Consider the following 20,797-nt stretch of genomic DNA (forward strand, 5'->3'; position numbering starts at 1 on the left):
CGAAATCGCTGGGCCCACCGCTCGGGCGGGACCTACGGTCGTCGCATGCCCGACGCGATCTTCGCCGACCCCACGCTCGCCCGGCTGTACGACCCGCTCGACCCGCACCGCCGCGACCTCGACGCGTACGTCGCGCTCGCGCGCGAGCTCGGGGCGCGGAGCGTGCTCGACGTCGGCTGCGGCACCGGCACGTTCGCGTGCCTGCTCGCGGCCGAGGGTTTCGACGTCGTCGGCGTGGACCCGGCGGGTGCGTCGCTCGGCGTCGCGCGCGCCAAGCCGGGCGCCGGGCGGGTGCGCTGGCTGCACGGCGACGCCACCACGCTGCCGCCGCTGCGGGTGGACCTCGCGACGATGACGGGCAACGTGGCGCAGGTGTTTCTCACCGACGACGACTGGGCGGCGACGCTCGAGGGCGTCCGCGTGGCGCTGGCCCCGGGCGGCCACCTGGTCCTCGAGACCCGCGACCCGGCGCGACGGGCATGGGAAGGCTGGACGCAGGAGCGGACGCTCGCGCGGGCCGACGTGCGCGGGTTCGGCGCCGTCGAGTCGTGGACGGAGGTCACGGACGTCTCCGGACCGCTCGTGACCTTCCGCACCACGATCGAGCTGGCGGACGGGCGCGTGCTGCACTCCGACTCCACCCTGCGGTTCCGCGAGCACGACGAGATCGAGGCGTCGCTGCACGACGCGGGCTACGTGGTGGAGGAGGTGCGCGACGCCCCAGACCGGCCCGGGCTGGAGCGGGTCTTCGTGGCTCGGGCCGCGGGTTGAGCGTGGCGCAACCCGGGTTTCGACAGGCTCAACCGGCGGTGCGGACGACCATCTTCCCGATGTTCGCACCGCGCATCAAGTCGAGGAACGCCTGCGGGGCGTTCTCGATCCCGTCGACGACGGTCTCGTCGTAGGCGATCTTCCCGTCGGTGAACCAACCGGTCATGAGCCTCTGGAACTCCGGGCCGTGGTGCAGGTAGCCCGGGAGGGTGAAGCCCTTGAGGGTCAGGCCGCGGGTGACGGCGTTCGCGAGGTTGTCGGGCCCGGCGGGACGCTCGGTGGCGTTGTAGGCGGAGATGGCACCGCACAGGGCGAGGCGTCCGCCGTCGTTCATCCGGTCGAGCGCCGCCTCGAGGTGGTCGCCGCCGACGTTGTCGAAGAACACGTCCACGCCGCCGGGCGTGACGTCGTGCAGCTGCCGGCGCACGGGCGCGTCCTTGTAGTTGAAGGCGGCGTCGTACCCGTACTTCGACGTGAGCAGCTCGACCTTCTCCGGCGACCCGGCCGACCCGACGACCCGCCCGGCGCCGAGCAGGCGCGCGATCTGCCCGACGGCGGTACCCACCGCCCCGGCGGCGCCGGAGACGAACACGGTCTCGCCGGGCTGCAGGCCGGCGATGGCGGTGAGGCCCACGTACGCCGTCATCCCGGTCATGCCGAGGATGCCGAGGCGCAGCGAGAGTGGCGCGCCGGGGATCTCGGGCACGACCTGGAAGTGCTTCGCGTCCGCCTGGGCGACGTCGCGCCAGCCGAGCTGGTGCGTCACGACCGCGCCGACGGGGACCTCGTCGGACGCCGACTCCACGACGCGGCCGACGGCGGCCCCCGTCATCGTCTCGCCGAGGGCGTAGGGCGGGACGTAGCTCTTCACGTCGTTCATCCGCCCGCGCATGTACGGGTCGACGGAGACGAACTCGTTGGCCACGCGCACCTGCCCCGGCTCGAGGTCGCCGTACGTGACCTGGACGGTGCGGAAGTCGTCGGGCGTGGGCCAACCGGTGGGGCGGGCGGCGAGCTGGATCTGGGTGCTGACGATCGTGGACATGCCGTTCATCATCTATTCTGTACCGGTCGTTACACAACCGGAGGCGTTGATGGGTCGGTCACAGACCTTCGAGACGGACCGCGTCGTGCGGGCGGCCCGGGAGGTGTTCTGGAGCGCGGGGTACGAGTCGGCCTCCGTCCCCGAGCTCGAACGAGCGACCGGGCTGAGCCGGTCGAGCATCTACCACGCGTTCGGGTCCAAGCGCGGCCTGTTCGACGCCGCCGTGCAGAGCTACCTCGACGAGGTCGTGCGCCCGCGCCTGCGCCCCCTCGTGGCCGACGCCGTCGCACCCGACGCGCTGGCCGGGTACCTCACCGGGCTGCGCGCCGCGCTCGGACGCGCGGACGAGGTCCAGTCCACCTCGGGCTGCCTGCTCGTCAACGCGGCGAGCGCACCCATCGCCCGGGACGCCGCCGTCCGCCGGACCGTGGCGGCCTACCGGGCCGAGCTGCGCGCCGCTCTGGGCCGCGGAGTCGCGGCGGCGCTCCCCGACGCGTCCGGCGCGGAGGCCGACCGGCTCGCCGACGCCTGCACGGCACTCGTGGTCAGCGCGTTCACCCTCGTACGGGTGGACCCGGCAAGCGCCCTGCAGTGCCTCGACACCGCCGTCGAGCTGCTCGACGCCAGCCGGCGCGCCTGACGCGCGCACCGACCGGCGCGGACCGGCCGCGACCCGGCGATCGACGAGCCGATGCCGCAATCTGCTCGACCGGTGGACGAAACGCGCACTCCGGGTCACAGTAGGTCGCACCTGGCACGACGACGTGCCGGCCGCACCACGGAAGACCACCAGACACCCGGAGGTTCACGTGCGTCATCTCTCCACCCGATCCCGACGACTCGTCGCCGCGCTCGCGGCCGGCGCCACCGTCGCGGGGCTGGCCGCGACGTCGGCGGCCGCCGCCCCCGCGCCCGCCGCCCCGCTCGCGGCGGGCCCGGGCCAGGGCACCTGCAAGACCTTCGACGACCCGCAGTTCAACGGCTGGACCTCGTACGACGAGCTCACGCGCCAGCTCGCGCAGCTCGAGCGCACCAGCGGCGGGCGCGTCCAGGTCGAGCTCGCCGGCCATACCCAGCAGGGCCGCGACCTGTACACGGCGCGCGTCGGCACCGGCGACCGCGTGCTGCTGGTGCAGAGCGCCATCCACGGCAACGAGCGCACCGGCACCGAGGCCCTGCTGGGCATCCTCAAGAAGCTCGGCAGCGGGAACGACCCCGCCACCCGGCGCGCGCTGGAGAACGTCACGCTCGTCGCGATGCCCATGGTCAACCCCGACGGCGGGGAGCTGAACCGGCGCGCGAACGTCATCGCCTGGGACGACGTCGTCGGGCAGTATCCGCAGCTCGCCGGGGCCCCGCGCGCCTGGTACCACTCGCTGACCGGGGACGGCATCGCCCAGCCGGGCTTCGACCTCAACCGCGACTTCAACCCCGACCTCGACTACGTGCCGCAGCCGGAGGACCTGCCGGGGGAGCAGACCGACGCCGGCTTCTTCCTGTCGCCGGAGTCCCGGGCGATCCGTGACGTGTACGTCGGACTGCAGCAGGAGTTCGGCGCCGTCGACGCCGTCGTCGACCTGCACCACATGGGCCCGTGCGACGAGCTCACCGGCGGGCCGCAGGACGGCAAGCACATCTCCGTCTCGCTCGACTACCCGCCGCTGGGCGTGAACGACGGCGCGGCGTACCTCGGGGACTGGCCGCTGCTCGACCAGGACAAGTCCCGGCGGTACGCCCTGGCGGTGGCCGACGGCATCCAGGCGAAGTACGGCGCGCAGTCGCCGCTGGCCGCCGTCGGGCGCTACTTCCACCCCGACGCGCGGGAGTACGCGGGCCAGGGCCGGTCGGCGTTCGCGCTCAACGGCTCGGCGACCGTGCTGTTCGAGGTCCGCGGCCAGAGCGACGACCTGGGCCAGAAGCTGCACGGCATGCTCGTGCAGTCGGTGCGCACCGGTGTCGAGTCGCTGATCGACGCCATGGCCACGGGCGAGGTGGACACCCTCGACGGCGACGCCTTCTTCGAGCTGCCCGACTACGGCTGGGAGGACGCCGACTGAGCGTCCCGCCCGCACGACGACGAGCTCGGCCGGCGTCCCACGTGGGCCGGGCTCGTCGTCGTTCGGTCTCTCCCGACGCGCGTCGCGGCGGCTCGTGCGTGTCGCGGGGACGGCAGTGCCGCCAGGCAGCAGGATGCGGCCATGTCGACCGCACCTGACCGTGGGACTGCTCGCCGACGACGGCGCATCTGGCCGTGGGTGACGCTGACGATCGCCGTGGTGGTCGCCCTGACCGGAGTGATGCAGATGGTCCCGCGGTGGCAGACCGCAGACGTACCCCTGCCTTCCGCGGACGCCACGCCCGAGGACGTGGTGCGGGCCTACCTGCAGGCCATCGACGTGCACGACTGCGACACCGCGCAGGACCTGACCGCGCCGGCGTTCGCCAGCACCACCGAGACCATGTGTCACGACGCGGCGAGCCTCGAGATCACCGACCTCACCCCGCTGCCGGCGTTCTCGTCGCCCCTCGGCGCCGCGGTCTCCGCGGGCTTCGACGTCGACTGGCGCCTTCTCACCGATGACCGCTCCATCCCCGAGGGCGGATTCACCTGGACCTACTACCTGACCCGCGCCGGCGGCACCCACGACCGCTGGCTGATCGACGACGCCGGCAACGGCTGACATCCGGTCCACGACTCGGCGCCCCCGAGCGGGCACGGCACTCATCAGCACGACGGAGGGACAAGGCGACATGACGACGGTGCTGCGACGCGAGGTCATGGAGCTGCCGGTCGCGGCGCTCGGCGCGGAGGGTCCGTTCCCGCCGCTCGCACCGGAGCCCGTGCCACGCCTGGACCCCGACCGCGGAACGGTCCCCGCGGACATCGCCGACCGGGTCGACGCGGCGCCCGCCCCGTCCGTGTTCCCGTACCACCCGCAGTCCGACTACGACCGGCGGCGGTCGCCGGGTCGCCTCGACGTCGTCGTGCTCGAGAACGCGCACCTGCGTGCGACGGTCGTGCCGTCGCTCGGCGGCCGCATCTGGTCGCTCGTCGACGTCCCGACCGGCCGAGACCTGGTGTACGCGAACCGCGTGCTGCAGCCGGCGAACCTGGCCCTGCGCGACGCCTGGTTCGCGGGCGGCGTCGAGCTCAACCTCGGCACGCGCGGCCACTCGACCACCACCTGCGCGCCGCTGCACGCGGCGGTCGTGACCGGCCCGGACGGGGCGCCGGGGCTGCGGATGTGGGAGTACGAGCGCGTGCGCGGCGTCGTCCTCCAGGTCGACGTCCACCTGGGTCACGACGCGTCGCTGCTCGCGCTGCACGTGCGCGTGACCAACCCCGGCGACGCGCCGACGCCGATGTACTGGTGGACCAACGTCGCCGTCCCCGAGGACGACGACACCCGGGTGTTCGCGGCCTCTCGCGCCACGTACTTCTCGGACTACGCCGGCGGCCTCACGGGTATGACGGCCCCGTGGCGGGGCGACGTCGACATCACGCGGCCCGGCGTCCACCCGGACGCGGCCGACTACTTCGTCGACTGCCGCGGCACGCCCGTCCCCTGGATCATGGCGGTGGACGCCGCGGGCTCCGGCCTGCTGCACGCGAGCACCCCGCGGCTGGCGGGGCGCAAGCTGTTCTGCTGGGGCTCCGGCCGCGGCTCACGGCACTGGCAGGACTGGCTGTCGCCCGCGGGCGGGCGCTACGCCGAGATCCAGGCGGGCCTGGCCACCACCCAGTACGAGTACCTCGAGCTGCGCGCGGGGCAGGAGTGGTCGTGGACCGAGGTGCTCGGCCGCGTCGACGTCGGCCCGCTGCCCGCGAGCACCACGCCGGAGGTCGGGCTCGCCCGGGCGGACGCGGCGGCCGCCGGTCGGGTGAGCGCCCCCGGGCTGGCGTCGCTCGACGCCGAGCTCGCGCGGGCGGCGCGCCTGGCCCCCGGCGAGATCGTCGGCGTGGGGTCGGGCTGGGGGCACGTGGAGGCGTTGCTCCGTGGGCCCGCCGCCTGGGTCGACGAGACGGCGACGCCGTTCCCCGACGTCCTCGCCGGGCCGCACCGCGTCTGGCAGGAGCTCGTGGCGGATGGCACGGTGCCGGGCTCCGTGGACGCCGCCGCGCACGTGCGCGGCCCCCGGTGGCGGGACCGGCTCGCCGCGGCGGCCCGGGAGGGCAACGCCTTCGCGTGCTACCACCTCGGCGTCCTCGAGCTCGTGGACCCAGGCGCCGGCGCTGGCCCGGACTCGGCGCGTCGGCTCCTGCGGGCGTCCCTGGACGCGGCCCCGGGTGTCGCCGCGTACCGGGCGCTCGCGCATGCCGAGCTCCGGGCGTCCGACGCCGGGGCGGCGGCCCGGGCGTACGACGCCGGGGCGGCAGCCCGGGCGTACGACGCCGCGCTCGCCCTCGCCGGGCCCGACTCGCCCGAACGGCCGGCCCTCGTCCTCGAGGCCCTGCGGTGCCTGCTCGGCGCCGGGCTCCACGACCGGGCGCGCGAGCTCGCGCGGTCCGCCTCCGAACGCCCGCCCGCGCGGGCCACGACGTCCGAGCGTGCCCGGTTCCGGCTGGCCGAGGTGGAGGCGCTGCTGGGCCTGGGCGACCGGCCGGCGGCGCGACGGATCCTGGCCGAGGACGACGTCGTCCCGGCGAACCTCCGCGAGGGCGAGACACGGCTCGCCGAGCTCTGGCACGACGCGTCCGACGGCACCCCGCTGCCCGACCGGCTCGACTTCTCGATGCACGGGCCCGACCCGCACGCCGAGCCCTGACGGGAGCCGACGGGAGACGCCGCTCAGGCGCCGGGGACGGCGATCCCGTGGCCGAAGGCCCACACGACGAGCTGCACGCGGTCGCGCGCTCCGGACTTGGTCATGATCCGGCTCAGGTGCGACTTCACCGTGCTGGGTTCGAGGTACAGGGCCGCGGCGATCTCCGCGTTCGACGACCCGCGGCACAGCAGGTCGACGATCTCCTTCTCCCGAGGGGTGAGCAGGCCCGCGGCCGACGCCTCGGGGGCGACGGGACCGCGCCGGCGCGCGAACTCGTCGATCACCCGCCGCGTGAGGGTCTGGTCGACGAGTCCTTCGCCCGCGGCCACGCGCCGCACGGCGTCGACGAGGACCTCGGGCTCGGCGTCCTTGAGGAGGAAGCCCGACGCCCCGGCCTCCAGCGCGCCGAAGACGTAGTCGTCCAGGTCGAACGTGCTCACCACGAGCACCGGCACCGGGTCCTCGACGCCGGCGCCGGCGAGCTCACGCGTCGCGGTGATGCCGTCGCCGCCGGGCATCCGCACGTCCATGCACACCACGTCCGGCCGCTCGCGGCGTGCCACCCGCACCGCGTCGGCGCCGCTCGCCGCCTCCCCGACCACCTGCATGCCCTCGCTCTCGAGGATCACCGCGATCCCGGCGCGCACCATCGTCTGGTCGTCCACGAGCACGACGCGCGTCATCGGGCCACCTCCTGGGTCTCGGTGACCTGGTCGGGGTGCGGGCCGGGGGCCGTCGACGAGGACGCGGGCGGCGCGGACGAGGGCGGCGGCCGCGGGACGGTGAGGCGCACGCGCCACCCGCCGCCCGCGGAGGGGCCGGCGTCGAGCGTCCCCCCGACGAACTCCGCCCGCTCGCGCATGCCGATGAGGCCGTGCCCGGGGACCGACGACGCGGCGCCCTCGGCGAGCGGCCCGGCGTTGCGCACCGTCGCCACGAGCGCGTGCTCCGCGTACTCGACGGTGATCTCCACCGCGCGGCCGGGGGCGTGCCGGCGCGCGTTCGACAGCGCCTCCTGCAGCACGCGGTAGACCGTGAGCTGCACCGCCGGCGGCAGCCCGAAGGGCTCGCCCCGGGAGTCCTCGCGGACGCTCGCGCCGGTGCTGCGCGCCAGCGCGACGAGCTCGGGGACGTCGGCGAGCGTCGGCTGCGGGGCCGTCGGCACCGTCTCGGCCGGCTCGGCCTCCTCACGCAGGATCCCGACGACGAGGCGCAGGTTGTCGAGGGTCTCGCGACCTTGCGCACGGATCCAGCGCAGCGACTCCTTCGCCCGGTCCGGGTCGCGCTCGACCAGCCTCTCGGCCGCAGACGCCTGGACCACGATGCCCGACAGGTGGTGCGCGGCGACGTCGTGCAGCTCGCGCGCCATCCGGCCGCGCTCCTCGAGCACCGCCTGGGCCGCGAGCGCCTCCCGCTCGCGCTCGGCCTGGAGCACCTGGGCGCGCAGGCCGGCCAGGAGCTCGCGACGCGTCCCGACGTAGGCCCCGAGGAGCGCCGCGCCGAGGTAGGTGACGAGCGTCGAGACGAACCCGCCGGCGAGGGTGCCGAACGACGCCTGGGACGCGAGCGCCGTGCCGGTGCCGCCGAGCACGAAGCTCAGCAGCACCTGCACGACGGCGGCGCCGGCGGTGCCCCACACCGCGATCCGCCGCGGGCGGTACGCACCCAGCGAGTAGGCGGCGACGATCGTCGCAGGGGCCTGGAACGACACCAACGGTGGCAGCAGGGCGGCCAGCACGAGCTGGCCGACCAGCGCGAGCCCGAGGCACAGCAGCGGCGCCCGGCGCCGCAGGACGAGTGCCGCCGCCTGCACCAGCAGCACGGCGCACGCGCCGACGTACCGGCCCGGGGTCATCGCCGCGACCACCTCCGCGGCGCCGAACGACTCGCCCAGGTCGGACGAGACGACCCGCATGACCGCGAGGAAGAGCCCCACGCTCCCCGCCCCGACGACGGCCGCGAGCAGGGCGTCGCGGCCGGTCGTCGTCCGGATCCCGACGGCGGCGAGCCGGCGGTGCAGCGCGTCGAGCACGAGGTCCTCCTGGGGTGGTGCGGATCGCCGTGCGGCGCCCGCCTCAGGGTACGGGGCGGGCGCCGCGCGGTTCAGGCCAGGTCGCGGCGCCGGAAGACGACGGCGGCGGTCCCGAGGAGCACCGCGGCCCACGCGGTCAGGCCCGCGAGCGCGGCCCACGCGCTCACCGCCGTCGTGCCCCCCAGGAGGTCCGCGGCGCCCTGCCCCGTCGAGGCGAGCGCGCCGAGGGTGAGCGGCAGCCACGACGTCGCCGCGGACGTCCCGCCGGTCAGGACGAGCGCCGCCGCCTGCACGAGCGGCTCGACCAGCGCCAGCGACGCGACCACGACGATCGCCGCGACCTGCCCCCGCACGAGCGTGCCGACCGCCAGGCCGAGCCACGTGAGCAGCACCAGCACCACCAGGCCCCGACCCCAGACGGCGAGCGCCTCGCCGGCGCCGAGCGCCAGGGTGGCGCCGGGCGTCGTCCCGACGGCGACGACCAGGCCGGCGGCCGTCAGCAGGGCCAGCGCGGCGCCCGTGACGAGCGCGACTGCGGCCGTCGCGCCCGCCTTGCCGGCGAGGACCCGCAGGCGGTCGGGGACGACGAGCGCGGTGGGCACGATGCCGCCGGTGCGGAAGTCGGTGGTCACCGCGAGGACGCCGAGCAGCAGCATGCACAGGGCCGTGACCCCCGACGATCCGGCGCCCCCGGCGCCGTTGCCCAGCAGGTCGAGCATGCCGCGCTGCGCCTCGGCGGACCCGAGGTCGGCGATCGCGGCCAGCCCCGGCACGAGGTCGGACGCGGCTCCCGGCGCCTGGACGCCCACCGTCAGCCCGGGGCCCTCCAGGGACGCGAGGGCCCCGAGCGTGCGCGGGAGGACGAGGTGCAGCACCTGCGTGAGGACCATGCCCGCGAGCGCCACCGCGCCGATGATCCAGGGCGTGCGGGTGGTCCGCAGCTTGAGCAGCTCGGCGCGGAACATCAGCGCACTCCTTCGGTCGTGGCGGTGACGTCGAGGTACACGTCCTCGAGGGAGCGGTCGGCGACGAGGTCGTCCAGCGGGCCGTCGGCGACCACCCGGCCCTGGCCGACGACGACGAGGGCGTCGGCGACCTGGGCCACCTCGGCGAGGACGTGGCTCGCGAGGAGCACCGTGCCGCCGTCGGCCGCGAAAGAGCGCAGCAGCTCGCGCAGCCAGCGCATGCCGGCGGGGTCGAGGCCGTTGGCGGGCTCGTCGAGCACGAGCACCTCCGGGCGGCCCAGCAGGGCGGCGGCGATGCCGAGGCGCTGCTTCATGCCCAGGGAGTAGGTGCGCACACGGCGCTGCGCGGCCGGCGTCATCCCGACGAGGTCGAGCACCTCGTCGACCCGGCGCGCCGGCAGCCGTGCGGCGGTGGCGAGCACCCGCAGGTGGTCCCGGCCGGTGCGGCCGGGGTGCAGGCCGCCCGCGTCGAGCAGCGCCCCGACCACCCGCGACGGGTGCTCGAGGTCGGCGTACGGGCGGCCGCCGAACGTCGCGCTGCCCGCGTCGGCGGCGGCGAGCCCGAGCAGCACGTGCAGCGTCGTGCTCTTGCCCGCGCCGTTGGGCCCCAGCAGGCCCACGACGCTGCCCGGCCGGGCCGTGAACCCGACGTCGTGCACGGCCTCGAAGCCGCCGTAGGACTTGTGCAGCCCCTCGATCCGGATGGCGGTCATCCCGTCCCCCCTCGTGCGTCCGGCGCCGGAGCGCGCCGCTACCGACCACCCTCCAGGTGCGGGAGCCCCCCGGTCTTGGGCCGCAGGTCGGAACCTGGGTTGCGACCTCCGGCGCAGTCCGCGGGGGCCGGAAGGGGGCGGTGGCGGTGCACGCGGGCGCGCGGGCTACCCGACGGGGGCCGCCGACGCCTCGCGCCCGGCACGCGCGGGCGGCGACGCGCCCGTCAGCCGGCCCAGGAGCCCGTCCACGACGGGACGGTGCCCGGTGAACGCCACGGCGAAGACGTACGCCACCACCACGCTCATGACGGCCAGCTCGCCGCCGTCCTCCAGCGCGGTCACGACGATGGCCAGCGGGTTCTCGAGGAAGCCGTGCAGCCAGTCCAGCACGACGCCGATGCCGAACAGGGCCACCGTCAGGAGGACGAGCACGGCGGAGAAGGCCCGCCCCTCCGGGGACGCCCGGAAGTGTGCCACCAGCATCACCGCGCCGACGACCAGCGCGACGACCAGGAGCCACACCAGCTCGCCGGTGGACGCGTCGTCGACGCCGAACCGGCGGGCGAGCCGCGGGCCGTACCGCTCGTGCAGGGTGAGGCGGTCGTCGGCGAGCAGGACGGCGAACGCGCCCGCCCACACCCCGGCGACGGGCATCCGCGAGCGCGCGGCGATCACGACGAGCAGGCCGACGGTCCACACGGTCATGACCGCGAAGAGGACCTCGCCGAAGCCCCACTCCCGGGCCAGCGCGAACGCCGGGTCGACGGGCCGCCCGACGAACCGGTAGCCGAGGAAGCCCGCGACGAGACCGAGGACGACGACGAGGAGCATCGCCAGCAGGCCCGCGGCCGGCCCGCTCCGGACCCCCAGCTCGCGCACCGTCCTCCGTACGACGTTCCCCATCGGTGCTCTCCGCCTCGCCTCGTCCCGCCGCGCCGCCTCGGACGGCGGCCGTCCAGCCGCCGCACAGGGTATCGGGCCCCGATGAGACGCCGTGCGAGACCTCGGGCGCGGCCGGCGGGCCCCGGATGCGGTGTCGGCGGCGGCCCGTAGCCTGTCCGACGTGCTGCACGTCCACCGCTCCGAGCGCGCCGACGCGCTCGTCCTGCCCCTGGCCGACGTGCTCGCGCAGGCCCCCGACGACCCGTTCACCCCGGACGTCGTCGCCGTCCCGACGCGCGGCATCGAGCGCTGGCTGGCGCAGCGGCTGTCGCACCACCTGGGGACGGCGGCGGGCGACGGCGTGTGCGCCAACGTCGACTTCGGCTCGCCCGCCCGGCTCGTCGCCGCGGCCGTGACGGCGGTGACCGGCGTCGAGCCCGAGGACGACCCGTGGCGCAGGTCCCGGCTCGTGTGGCCCGTGCTCGAGACGATCGACGCCTGTCTCGACGAGGCGTGGGCCGCCCCGGTCGCCCGGTACGTCGGCGGGCCGGACGACGCCGTGCGCCGCTCCCGGCGCCTGGCGCTGGCGCAGCGGGTGGCGCAGCTCTTCGCCGCGTACGCGCAGCAGCGGCCCGCGATGCTCACGGCGTGGTCAGGCGGCGACCGCCGCGACGGCCCCGCCCACGACGGCGCGGGCGCGCCCGTGCCCGACGACCTCGGGTGGCAGCCCGCGCTCTGGCGGCGCGTCCGCGACCGCGTCGACGCGCCGGGCCCGGCGGAGGTGCTGGCGGACGCGGTCGCCGCGCTCGGTGCCGACCCGTCGGCCGTCGACCTGCCGGCGAGGCTGTCGGTCTTCGGCCCCACGCGCCTGCCGGCCGACCAGCTGGCGGTGCTGCGCGCGCTCGCCGTCCACCGCGACGTACACCTGTGGCTGCCGCACCCCTCCCCCGCGCTCTGGGACGCCGTCGCCGCGCTCGCCCCCGGCCGGGCGGGAGCAGGCCGCCGCCGCGACGACCTGCCGCCCGTCGCGCGGCACCCGTTGCTCGCGTCCACCGCGCGCGACTCGGTCGAGCTGCAGCTGCGGCTGACGGGCGGCCCGGAGGCCGGCGCCGCGCCCGACGTCGTCCCCGAGGTCGTGACGACCCACCACCCGGCGCCCGCGCCTCCGGCGACGCTGCTCGGCGCGCTGCAGTCCGCGCTGCGCGCCGACGACCCCGACGCGCCCGCGCGCGTCGTCGACCCGGCCGACCGCAGCGTCCAGGTGCACGCGTGCCACGGCCGGGCGCGCCAGGTCGACGTGCTGCGCGAGGTGCTCACCGGCCTGTTCGCGGCCGACCCGACGCTGGAGCCGCGCGACGTCATCGTCATGTGCCCGGACGTCGAGGCGTTCGCCCCCCTGGTGACGGCCACGTTCGGCGCCGCGCCCGACGGCGTCACGCAGGTGCACCCCGGGCAGCGGCTGCGAGTGAGCCTCGCCGACCGCGGCCCCGGCGTGGTCAACCCCGTGCTGGGCGTTCTCGCGACGCTGCTGCGCCTGGCCGACGGCCGCGTCACGGCGTCCGAGGTGCTGGACCTGGCCGCGGCGGCGCCCGTGCGCCGGCGCTTCCGCCTGTCCGACGACGACCTCGACCGCTGGCGCTCGTGGGCGGTCGAGGTGGGCGTCCGCTGGGGCGAGGACGGGTCGCGGCGCGAGCGTTTCGGCATCGACGCCCGCGTCCGGCAGGGCACGTGGGACGCCGCGCTGGACCGGGTGCTGCTGGGTGTCGCGATGGCCGAGGAGGACTCCCGGTTCGTCGGGCCGGCGCTCCCCCTGGACGACGTCGGCTCGACCGACGTCGACGTGGCCGGCCGGTTCGCCGAGCTCGTCGCGCGCCTCACCGGGCTGCTGGCCGACCTCGACGGCGCCCGCCCGCTGGCGCACTGGCTGGACGCCCTCGACCGGGCCGTGACGCTCCTGACCGACCCCGCTCCCGACGACGCATGGCAGACCGTGCAGGCGCGCCGCGTGCTCGGCGACGTGCGCGCCGCCGGCACCGACGGCGGCGGCGCGGACGGCGGGCACGCCGGCACGGCGCTGCGGCTGGAGGACGTGCGCGCCCTGCTGGCCGACCGGCTCGCGGGCCGCCCCACCCGCGCGGGCTTCCGCACCGGCGCGCTCACCGTGTGCTCGCTGGAGCCGATGCGCGCGGTGCCGCACCGGGTGGTGGTGCTGCTCGGCATGGACGACGGCGCGTTCCCGCGCGCGGCGACGCCGGACGGCGACGACCTCCTCGCCCGCGGCGCCTGCCTCGGCGAGCGCGACGGGCGCAGCGAGGACCGGCAGATCTTCCTCGACGCGCTCACGGCCGCGCGCGAGCACCTCGTCGTCCTGCACACGGGCGCCGACGAGCGCACCGGCGCGGCCCGCCCGCCCGCCGTGCCGGTCGCCGAGCTGCTCGACGCGCTGGACCGGGCCGGGGTCGCGCCGGACGGCGCCCCGGTCCGTGCGCAGGTCGTGGTGCGGCACCCGCTGCAGGTGGTGGGCGAGCGCAACTTCGTCCGGGGGGCGCTGGGCACGCCGGGGCCGTTCAGCTTCGACGCCGCCGCCTTCGCCGGCGCCCTCGCCGGGCGCGCGGAGCGGGCGGAGCCGGGGCTGCTCGTGCCGGCGCCGCTCGCGATCGCGGGCCCTCCCGGGGACGCGGTCGACCTCGACGACCTCGTGGCGCTGCTCGAGCACCCGGTGCGCTGGTTCCTGCGGACCACGCTCGACGTCCGCATCGCGCAGGACGAGGACGAGGTGGACGACCGTCTCCCCCTGACGATGGCTCCGCTGGCGGCGTGGGGCGCCGGCGACCGCATCCTCGCGGCGCTGCTGGCCGGCACCGACCCGGACCGCGCCTTCCAGGCGGAGTGGCGCCGCGGCCAGGCGCCGCCGCGCCGGCTGGGCTTCACCGCCCTGCGGGACGTCGTCGAGCGGGTGCAGCCGGTGCGGGCGACGGCCGAGCAGGCGACGTCGGTCGGCGACGCGCGGGCGGTCGACGTGACCGCCGTCCTGCCGTCGGGGGCGCAGGTCACCGGCACGGTCCCCGGCGTGCACGGCGGGCGGGTCGTGCGGGCCGAGTACTCGAGGCTGGCCCCCAAGCACCGGCTGCGCGCCTGGGTGCAGGCGCTGGCCCTGGCCGCGTCGTCCGCGCCGCCCGCCGACCAGCACTGGCACGCCGTCACCGTGGGCCGCGCGCCCGGCCGCGGCGCCAAGGCCGCGTGGAGCCTGCTGAACGCGCCCTCGGCGGCCGACGCCGCGCGGCTGCTCGACGACCTCGTCGCGCTGCGGCGCGCCGCGGCCCGCGCGCCCCTGCCGCTGCCGCCGGAGGCCGCGCACGCCTACGCCGTCTCCCGCGGCGGGGGCACGGGCGACCCGGCCCAGGCGATGAGCGAGGCCCGCTACACATGGAACGGCGGCTTCGAGAAGTCCGACCCGCACCACCTGCTCTGCTGGGGCGAGGCGGCGTCGCTGGACGCGCTCGCCGGCGTGCCCGACGACGACGACCTGCGCACGTTCCCCGACGAGCCCACCCGGCTCGGGGCGCTCGCCCGCCGCGTGTGGGACCCCTTGCTGGCCCACGAGCAGAAGGGGACCTCATGAGCCTCCCGGAGCGCGCGGCCGATGGCCCCGCCGGAAGCGCGGCCGACACCGCGGCGTCCGGCATGGCCGGAGCCCCCGACCGGCCCGTCTTCGACGTGTGCGGGCCGCTCCCGGAGGGCACCACCGTGCTCGAGGCGAGCGCCGGCACCGGCAAGACGTTCACCATCGCTGCGCTCGCCACGCGGTTCGTCGCCGAAGGCCGGGCGGAGCTGCGCGAGCTGATGCTGGTCACCTTCGGCCGCGCCGCGACGTCGGAGCTGCGCGACCGCGTGCGCGAGCGCCTGGTGAGCACCGAGCGCGCGCTGCGCGGCCCCGACGCCGCGGCGAGCGGCGACCCGGTGGTCGCGCTGCTGGCCGACGTCGACGCCGCCGAGCTCGGCCGCCGCCGGGCGCGGCTCGCCGCGGCGCTGTCGCAGCTCGACGCCGCGACGATCACCACCACGCACGGCTTCTGCCAGCAGATGCTGGTCGCGCTCGGCATCGCAGCCGACGTCGACCCGGCCGCGACATTCGTGCCCGACGTCGCCGACCTGGTGCGCGAGGTCGCCGACGACCTGTACGTGCGCCGCTTCGCCGACGAGGCGCACCCGGCACTCACCCCGTCGATGGCGGCCGACCTGGGCCGGGCCGCCGTGAGCGACCACCAGGCCGTCGTCGAGCCCGCCGAGCCGGGCGGCGCGTCGCCGTCCACCCCCGGCGCCCTACGACGGGACGTGGCGCAGCAGACCCGCGACGAGACGCTGCGGCGCAAGCGCACCCAGCACCTCATGGACTACGACGACCTCCTCGTCATGCTGCGCGACGCCCTCGCCCACCCGGTGCACGGGGCGACCGCCGCCGAGCGCGTGCGTGCCCGCTACCGCGTCGTGATGGTCGACGAGTTCCAGGACACCGACCCCGTGCAGTGGGAGATCCTGCGCACCGCCTTCGTCGGCCACCGCACCCTCGTGCTCATCGGCGACCCCAAGCAGGCGATCTACGCCTTCCGCGGCGCCGACGTCGTCGCGTACCTCGACGCGCAGCAGGAGGCGACCGAGGTCGCCACGCTCGGCACGAGCTGGCGCAGCGACGGCCCGCTGCTGCGCGCCCTGGACACGGTGCTGGGGGGCGCCGCGCTCGGCGACGAGCGGATCGTCGTACGGCCCGTCGACGCCGCGCACCCGGGCTCCCGGTTCGACGGGGGCGCACCCCTGCGGCTGCGGCAGGTGACGCGCGGCGCGCTCGGGCTCTCCCCCGGCGAGACCCCGCCCGTCGGGCCGCCGCGCCAGCTGGTCGCGGCCGACGTCGCGGCGGACATCGCGGCGCGCCTCGGGCGCGACCGGCTGCTCGACACCTCGCCGGTCGACCCTGCCGAGACCTCGCCGGTCGACCCTGTCGAGACCTCGCCGGGCGAGCCTGTCGAGACCTCGCCGGTCGAGCCTGTCGAGACCTCGCCGGTCGAGCCTGTCGAGACCTCGCCGGTCGAGCCTGTCGAGACCTCGCCGGTCGAGCCTGTCGAGACCCGGGTCTCGACCGGCTCGACCGACGCGGGCGCCTGGCGCCCCCTCGAGCCGCGCGACATCGCGGTGCTGACGCGCACGAACGCGCAGGCGGAGGCGGTGCGCTCGGCGCTGGTGGTGCGCGGCGTGCCCGCCGTCGTCTCCGGGCTCTCCAGCGTGTTCGCGACGCCGTCCGCCCGCGACTGGCTGACCCTCCTGGCGGCGCTCGAGCAGCCCGGCGCGCACGGCCGGGCCGCGGCGCTCGCGCTCACACCGTTCGTCGGCTGGGACGCCGGGCGCCTGGCCACGGCCGACGACGCCTCGCACGACGCGCTCGCCGACACGGTGCGGCGCTGGTCGCGGCTGCTCGCCACCCGCGGTGTGGCGGCGCTGCAGGAGACGGTCACCCGCGACGGCCTCGCCGAGCGGCTCCTCGCCACCACCAGGGGCGAGCGGTGGCTCACGGACCTGCGGCACGTCGGCGAGGTGCTGCACGTCGCGGCCGTGACCGAGGGGCTGGGCGCCGCGGCGCTGACCGCCTGGCTGCGCCGCCGCATCCGCGAGGCCGCGCAGGACTACGACGAGGAGCGCAGCCGCCGCCTGGAGACGGACGCCGCGGCGGTGCAGGTCGTGACGGTGCACGCCAGCAAGGGCCTGGAGTTCGGCGTCGTGTACGTGCCGTTCGCCTGGGACCGGTTCGAGCAGCAGCGGCCCGAGGTGCTGCGGTTCCACGCGGGCGACGGGCGGCGGATCCTGCACGTCGGCGGGCCCGGGTCCTTCGGGTACGACGCCGCCCTGGAGCGGCACCGCGGCGAGGAGCGGGGCGAGGACCTGCGCCTGCTCTACGTCGCGCTGACCCGGGCGCGCCACCAGGTGGTGGCGCACTGGGCGCCGTCCAAGGCGAACACGGCCAAGGGCGCCCTCACCCGCGTCGTGCTGGGCGAGCGCACGCTCGGCGGCGAGCCCGCCCCGCACGCGGCGCAGCCGGCGATGCGCGACGACGCCGTGCGCGGCGCGCTGCGCGGGATCGCCGACCGCTCGGGCGGGACCATCGCCGTCGAGGAGGTGGGGGCGGAGCCGTCCGCCGAGCGCTGGCGGCCCGCCGGCCGTGCCGCGCCCGACCTCGGCGTCGCGCACCTGGACCGGGTGCCCGACCAGACCTGGCGGCGCGCGTCGTACTCCGCCCTGACCGCCGCGGCCCACGACGGGCCGGCCCGCGGCGGCCTCGGCCCCGCCTCCGGGGGGGCGAGCGCGCCGGCCGGTCCGGGGGGCCCGGCCGGGGTCGTGGAGTCCGAGCCGGAGGACGCCGGGCTGCAGGACGAGCCCGCGGACGGCGGGACGCCGTCGTTCCTGCCGGTGGGGCAGGCCGGCGGCGCGCCCGTCGGCGCGCCGGGCGCCGACCTGCCGTCGCCGATGTCGGGGCTGCCCGCGGGCACCGGCTTCGGCCTCCTGGTGCACGAGGTGCTCGAGCACGTCGACACCGCCGCGCCGGACCTCGACGCCGAGCTCCTCGCCCGCTGCGCTGCCGCCGCGACGTCCCAGGTGCCCGGGGCCGACCCGGCCGAGCTGGCCGCCGCCCTCGGCGTCGTGGCGCGCACGCCGCTCGGCCCGCTCGCCGCCGGGCGCACGCTCGCGGAGATCCGACCCGCCGACCGGCTCGCCGAGCTCGAGTTCGAGCTCCCGCTCGCGGGCGGGGACGGCAGCCCGGCCGTGGGCGACGTCGACGCGCCCGACGGCGAGGGGCCGGCTGCCGCGGGCGGGGCCCCCGGCCCACGCCCCGGTGCGGACGGCGCCACGCTGGCCGACGTCGCCGCGCTGCTCGGGCGGCACCTGGGCCCGGACGACCCGTTCGCCGCGTACCCCGCCGACCTCGCGGAGCTCGCCGCCGCCGACCCCACCGCGCGGCGGCTGCGCGGCTACCTCACCGGGTCGATCGACGCGGTGCTGCGTGTGCCCGGCGCCGACGGCGCCCCGCGGTTCCTCGTCGTCGACTACAAGACGAACCGGCTCGGCGTGCCCGACACCCCGCTCACCGCCCACGACTACCGGCCCGACGCCACCGTCGACGCGATGCGGCACGCGCACTATCCGCTGCAGCTCGTGCTGTACCTCGTGGCGCTGCACCGCTACCTGCGCTGGCGGGTGCCCGGCTACGACCCGGACACCCACCTCGGCGGCGGTCTCTACCTGTTCGTGCGCGGGATGTGCGGGCCGGCCACGCCTACCGGTCCCGACGGGTCGCCGTTCGGCGTCGTGGCGTGGACCCCGCCGCCCGGGCTCGTGCCCGACCTGTCCGCGCTGCTCGACGGAGGTGCCGCATGACCGACGCGACCCCCTCGTCGCTCGACCCGTCCTCGGCCGTCGACCCGTCCTCGGCGGTCGAGCCGTCCTCGGCCGTCGACCCGTCCTCGGCGGTCGAGCCGTCCTCGGCGGTCGAGCCTGTCGAGACCCGGATGTCGACGAGCGCGACCATCTCGACAGGCTCGACCACCGGCGACGTCCGGCTCGCCGTCGACGCCCCCGCCCTGCTGCGGGACTTCAACGCCGCGGGCGTGGTCGCCGCCACGGACGTGCACGTCGCGACCCGGCTGGGCCGCCTCACGGGCGAGGGCGACGCGAGCGTCCTGCTCGCCGTCGCGCTCGCCGTTCGGGCGCTGCGCGGCGGCTCGGTCTGCGTGCGCCTGGACGACGCGGACGAGCTCGCGGCGCTCGCCCGGCCGGAGGACGCGGACCCCGCAGGCGACGGCGGCGCGCCCGCCACGGACCCGCCGCCGTGGCCCGAGCACGCGTCCTGGGTGCGAGCCGTCGAGGCGAGCCCGCTCGTCGCCGTCGGCGCCGGCGAGCCCGTCGACCGGCCCGCGCGGTGGGTCGGCGGGCGCCTGTACCTCGACCGGTACTGGCGCGACGAGCTCACCGTGCGGCGCCTGGTGGACGCGCGGCTGGCCGCCCCGCCGTCCGAGCCCGACGCCGCACGCCTGGGGGCCGCGCTCGCCCGCCTGTTCCCCGCCGCGTCGGACGCGCGGCAGCGCCTCGCCGCCGAGCACGCCGCCGGGCGGCGCCTCACGGTGCTCACCGGCGGCCCTGGCACCGGCAAGACGACCACCGTCGCGCGGCTGCTCGCCGTGCTCCAGGACGTCGCCGGCGGTTCGGGGGACGCTGCCGTCGGCGCGCCGACGGCGGGCGACGGCCCGGTGCTCAGCGTCGCCCTCGCCGCGCCGACAGGCAAGGCCGCGGCCCGGCTCCAGGAGGCGGTGCGCGGCGTCGTCGCCGACCTGGGGCCGGACGACCGCGCCCGCACCGGCCTGCCCGAGGCGACGACCGTGCACCGGCTGCTCGGCTACCGCAGCGCCACGCGGTTCCGGCACCACGCCGGGCACCACCTGCCGCACGACGTCGTGGTGGTGGACGAGACCTCGATGGTGCCGCTGTCGCTGATGGCGCGGCTGCTGGAGGCGCTCCGCCCGGACGCCCACCTCGTGCTGGTCGGCGACCCGGACCAGCTCGCCTCCGTCGAGGCGGGTGCCGTCCTCGGCGACCTCGTCGCCCGGCCGCCGGTGGTTGAGCTTGTCGAAACCTTGGTCTCGACAAGCTCGACCGACGAGCTCGATGACGCCGAGCAGGTTGCTCTGCGCAACGGCGTCGTGCGGCTCGTGACCGTGCACCGCCAGGAGTCCGACTCGGCGATCCTGCCGCTGGCCGCCGCGATCCGCGACGGCGACGCCGACATGGTGCTCGAGGTCCTGCGCGCCGGCGCCGGCGGCGTCGAGCTGGTGGAGGCGGACACCGAACGCCTGGACGAGCACACGGTGCGCGGGCTGCGGGACGACGCCGTCGACGCGGGGCGGCGGCTCGTGGCCGCGGCGCGCGCCGGCGACGCGTCGGGCGCCCTCGACGCCCTGTCCGCGCACCGCGTCATGGTGGCGCACCGGCGCGGCCCGGTCGGCGTGGCCCGCTGGGCCGCGCAGGTCGAGGCGTGGGTCGAGGAGGCGACCGCCGACGCCGGGCTCGTCGTGCCGGCCGGCACGCCGTGGGTCGTGGGCAGGCCCCTGCTGGTGACGAGCAACGACGCCGAGGTCGGTCTGTACAACGGCGACACGGGCGTGCTCGTCGCCGACGGCGACCCGTCGGCTCTTCGACCCTTCGACCCTTCGACGGGCTCAGGACGGCGCGGGCTCAGGACGGCGCCGGCTCAGGACGGCGCCGGTGCGGTCGTGGCCGTGTTCGGCGACGCCCGCGCCCCGCTCCGCGTGCGTACCCACAGGCTGCCGCCGGTCGAGACGGTGCACGCGATGACCGTGCACCGGGCGCAGGGCAGCCAGTTCCGCCGGGTGTCGCTCATCCTGCCGCCGTCCTCGTCGCCGCTGCTCACCCGCGAGCTGCTGTACACCGCGGTCACGCGTGCCCAGGAGCTCGTGCGCGTGGTGGCGAGCCCGGAGGCGGTCCGCGCCGCCGTCGCGCACCCGGTCCGTCGCGCGAGCGGGCTGCGCGAGCCCCTCCCGTGAGGTCGTGGGCGCGGTGGATG

Annotated in this window: 14 protein-coding genes; 8 read left to right on the forward strand and 6 right to left on the reverse strand. The window is 77.0% G+C overall.

Going from position 1 to position 20,797, the window contains the following annotated elements; translation table 11 throughout:
- The first annotated feature begins 45 nt into the window (after positions 1-45).
- Positions 46-771, forward strand: a complete 726-nt coding sequence (locus tag ABD254_RS06930) for a class I SAM-dependent methyltransferase (RefSeq protein ID WP_344246941.1) — start codon at positions 46-48, stop codon at positions 769-771.
- Between the two features lie 28 nt (positions 772-799).
- Here the strand turns inward: ABD254_RS06930 and ABD254_RS06935 are convergent, their stop codons facing one another.
- Complete coding sequence (locus ABD254_RS06935) at positions 800-1,816, reverse strand: NADP-dependent oxidoreductase (RefSeq protein WP_344246943.1); 1,017 nt, start codon at positions 1,814-1,816, stop codon at positions 800-802.
- Between ABD254_RS06935 and ABD254_RS06940 the strand changes: the two genes are divergently transcribed.
- The 4 genes from ABD254_RS06940 to ABD254_RS06955 all read left to right on the forward strand — a co-directional run bounded on the left by ABD254_RS06940 (position 1,815) and on the right by ABD254_RS06955 (position 6,583).
- Positions 1,815-2,456: a TetR/AcrR family transcriptional regulator gene (locus tag ABD254_RS06940; RefSeq protein ID WP_344246945.1), complete on the forward strand. Its 642-nt coding sequence runs from the start codon at positions 1,815-1,817 to the stop codon at positions 2,454-2,456. The two genes, ABD254_RS06935 and ABD254_RS06940, sit on opposite strands and share 2 nt — an antisense overlap.
- 169 nt (positions 2,457-2,625) lie before the next feature.
- On the forward strand, positions 2,626-3,873 hold the full coding sequence (locus ABD254_RS06945; RefSeq protein ID WP_344246947.1) for a M14 family zinc carboxypeptidase: 1,248 nt from the start codon (positions 2,626-2,628) through the stop codon (positions 3,871-3,873).
- A gap of 141 nt (positions 3,874-4,014) precedes the next feature.
- A complete protein-coding gene (locus ABD254_RS06950) occupies positions 4,015-4,497 on the forward strand; it encodes a hypothetical protein (RefSeq protein ID WP_344246949.1) in 483 nt (160 codons plus the stop codon).
- Between the two features lie 70 nt (positions 4,498-4,567).
- On the forward strand, positions 4,568-6,583 hold the full coding sequence (locus ABD254_RS06955) for a DUF5107 domain-containing protein (protein WP_344246950.1): 2,016 nt from the start codon (positions 4,568-4,570) through the stop codon (positions 6,581-6,583).
- Between the two features lie 23 nt (positions 6,584-6,606).
- On the opposite strand, the gene ABD254_RS06960 is transcribed toward ABD254_RS06955, so the two are convergent.
- The 5 genes from ABD254_RS06960 to ABD254_RS06980 form a co-directional block, all read right to left on the reverse strand.
- Positions 6,607-7,266: a response regulator gene (locus ABD254_RS06960; protein WP_344246952.1), complete on the reverse strand. Its 660-nt coding sequence runs from the start codon at positions 7,264-7,266 to the stop codon at positions 6,607-6,609.
- Positions 7,263-8,615: a sensor histidine kinase gene (locus ABD254_RS06965; RefSeq protein WP_344246954.1), complete on the reverse strand. Its 1,353-nt coding sequence runs from the start codon at positions 8,613-8,615 to the stop codon at positions 7,263-7,265. Before ABD254_RS06965 ends, ABD254_RS06960 begins: the two co-directional genes overlap by 4 nt.
- Before the next feature lie 71 nt (positions 8,616-8,686).
- Positions 8,687-9,580, reverse strand: a complete 894-nt coding sequence (locus ABD254_RS06970; protein ID WP_344246956.1) for a hypothetical protein — start codon at positions 9,578-9,580, stop codon at positions 8,687-8,689.
- Complete coding sequence (locus tag ABD254_RS06975) at positions 9,580-10,293, reverse strand: ABC transporter ATP-binding protein (protein ID WP_344246958.1); 714 nt, start codon at positions 10,291-10,293, stop codon at positions 9,580-9,582. The genes ABD254_RS06970 and ABD254_RS06975 overlap by 1 nt, the downstream gene beginning before the upstream one ends.
- A 165-nt stretch (positions 10,294-10,458) precedes the next feature.
- Positions 10,459-11,196 (reverse strand): hypothetical protein, encoded by a 738-nt coding sequence (locus ABD254_RS06980; protein ID WP_344246960.1) that lies wholly within the window; start codon positions 11,194-11,196, stop codon positions 10,459-10,461.
- A gap of 160 nt (positions 11,197-11,356) precedes the next feature.
- Between ABD254_RS06980 and recC the strand changes: the two genes are divergently transcribed.
- Genes recC through recD form a run of 3 tightly spaced genes read left to right on the forward strand, consistent with a single transcriptional unit; the run spans position 11,357 to position 20,777 of the window.
- The gene (gene recC / locus ABD254_RS06985; protein ID WP_344246962.1) at positions 11,357-14,797 is read left to right on the forward strand and encodes an exodeoxyribonuclease V subunit gamma; all 3,441 of its coding nucleotides are present in this window, start codon (positions 11,357-11,359) and stop codon (positions 14,795-14,797) included.
- Positions 14,794-18,597, forward strand: a complete 3,804-nt coding sequence (locus ABD254_RS06990) for a UvrD-helicase domain-containing protein (protein ID WP_425553669.1) — start codon at positions 14,794-14,796, stop codon at positions 18,595-18,597. Before recC ends, ABD254_RS06990 begins: the two co-directional genes overlap by 4 nt.
- On the forward strand, positions 18,594-20,777 hold the full coding sequence (gene recD / locus ABD254_RS06995; RefSeq protein ID WP_344246964.1) for an exodeoxyribonuclease V subunit alpha: 2,184 nt from the start codon (positions 18,594-18,596) through the stop codon (positions 20,775-20,777). The genes ABD254_RS06990 and recD overlap by 4 nt, the downstream gene beginning before the upstream one ends.
- Positions 20,778-20,797 lie beyond the last annotated feature (20 nt).

It is taken from the genome of Isoptericola hypogeus (genome assembly GCF_039531145.1).
In the GTDB taxonomy this organism is placed as follows: Bacteria; Actinomycetota; Actinomycetes; order Actinomycetales; family Cellulomonadaceae; genus Isoptericola; species Isoptericola hypogeus.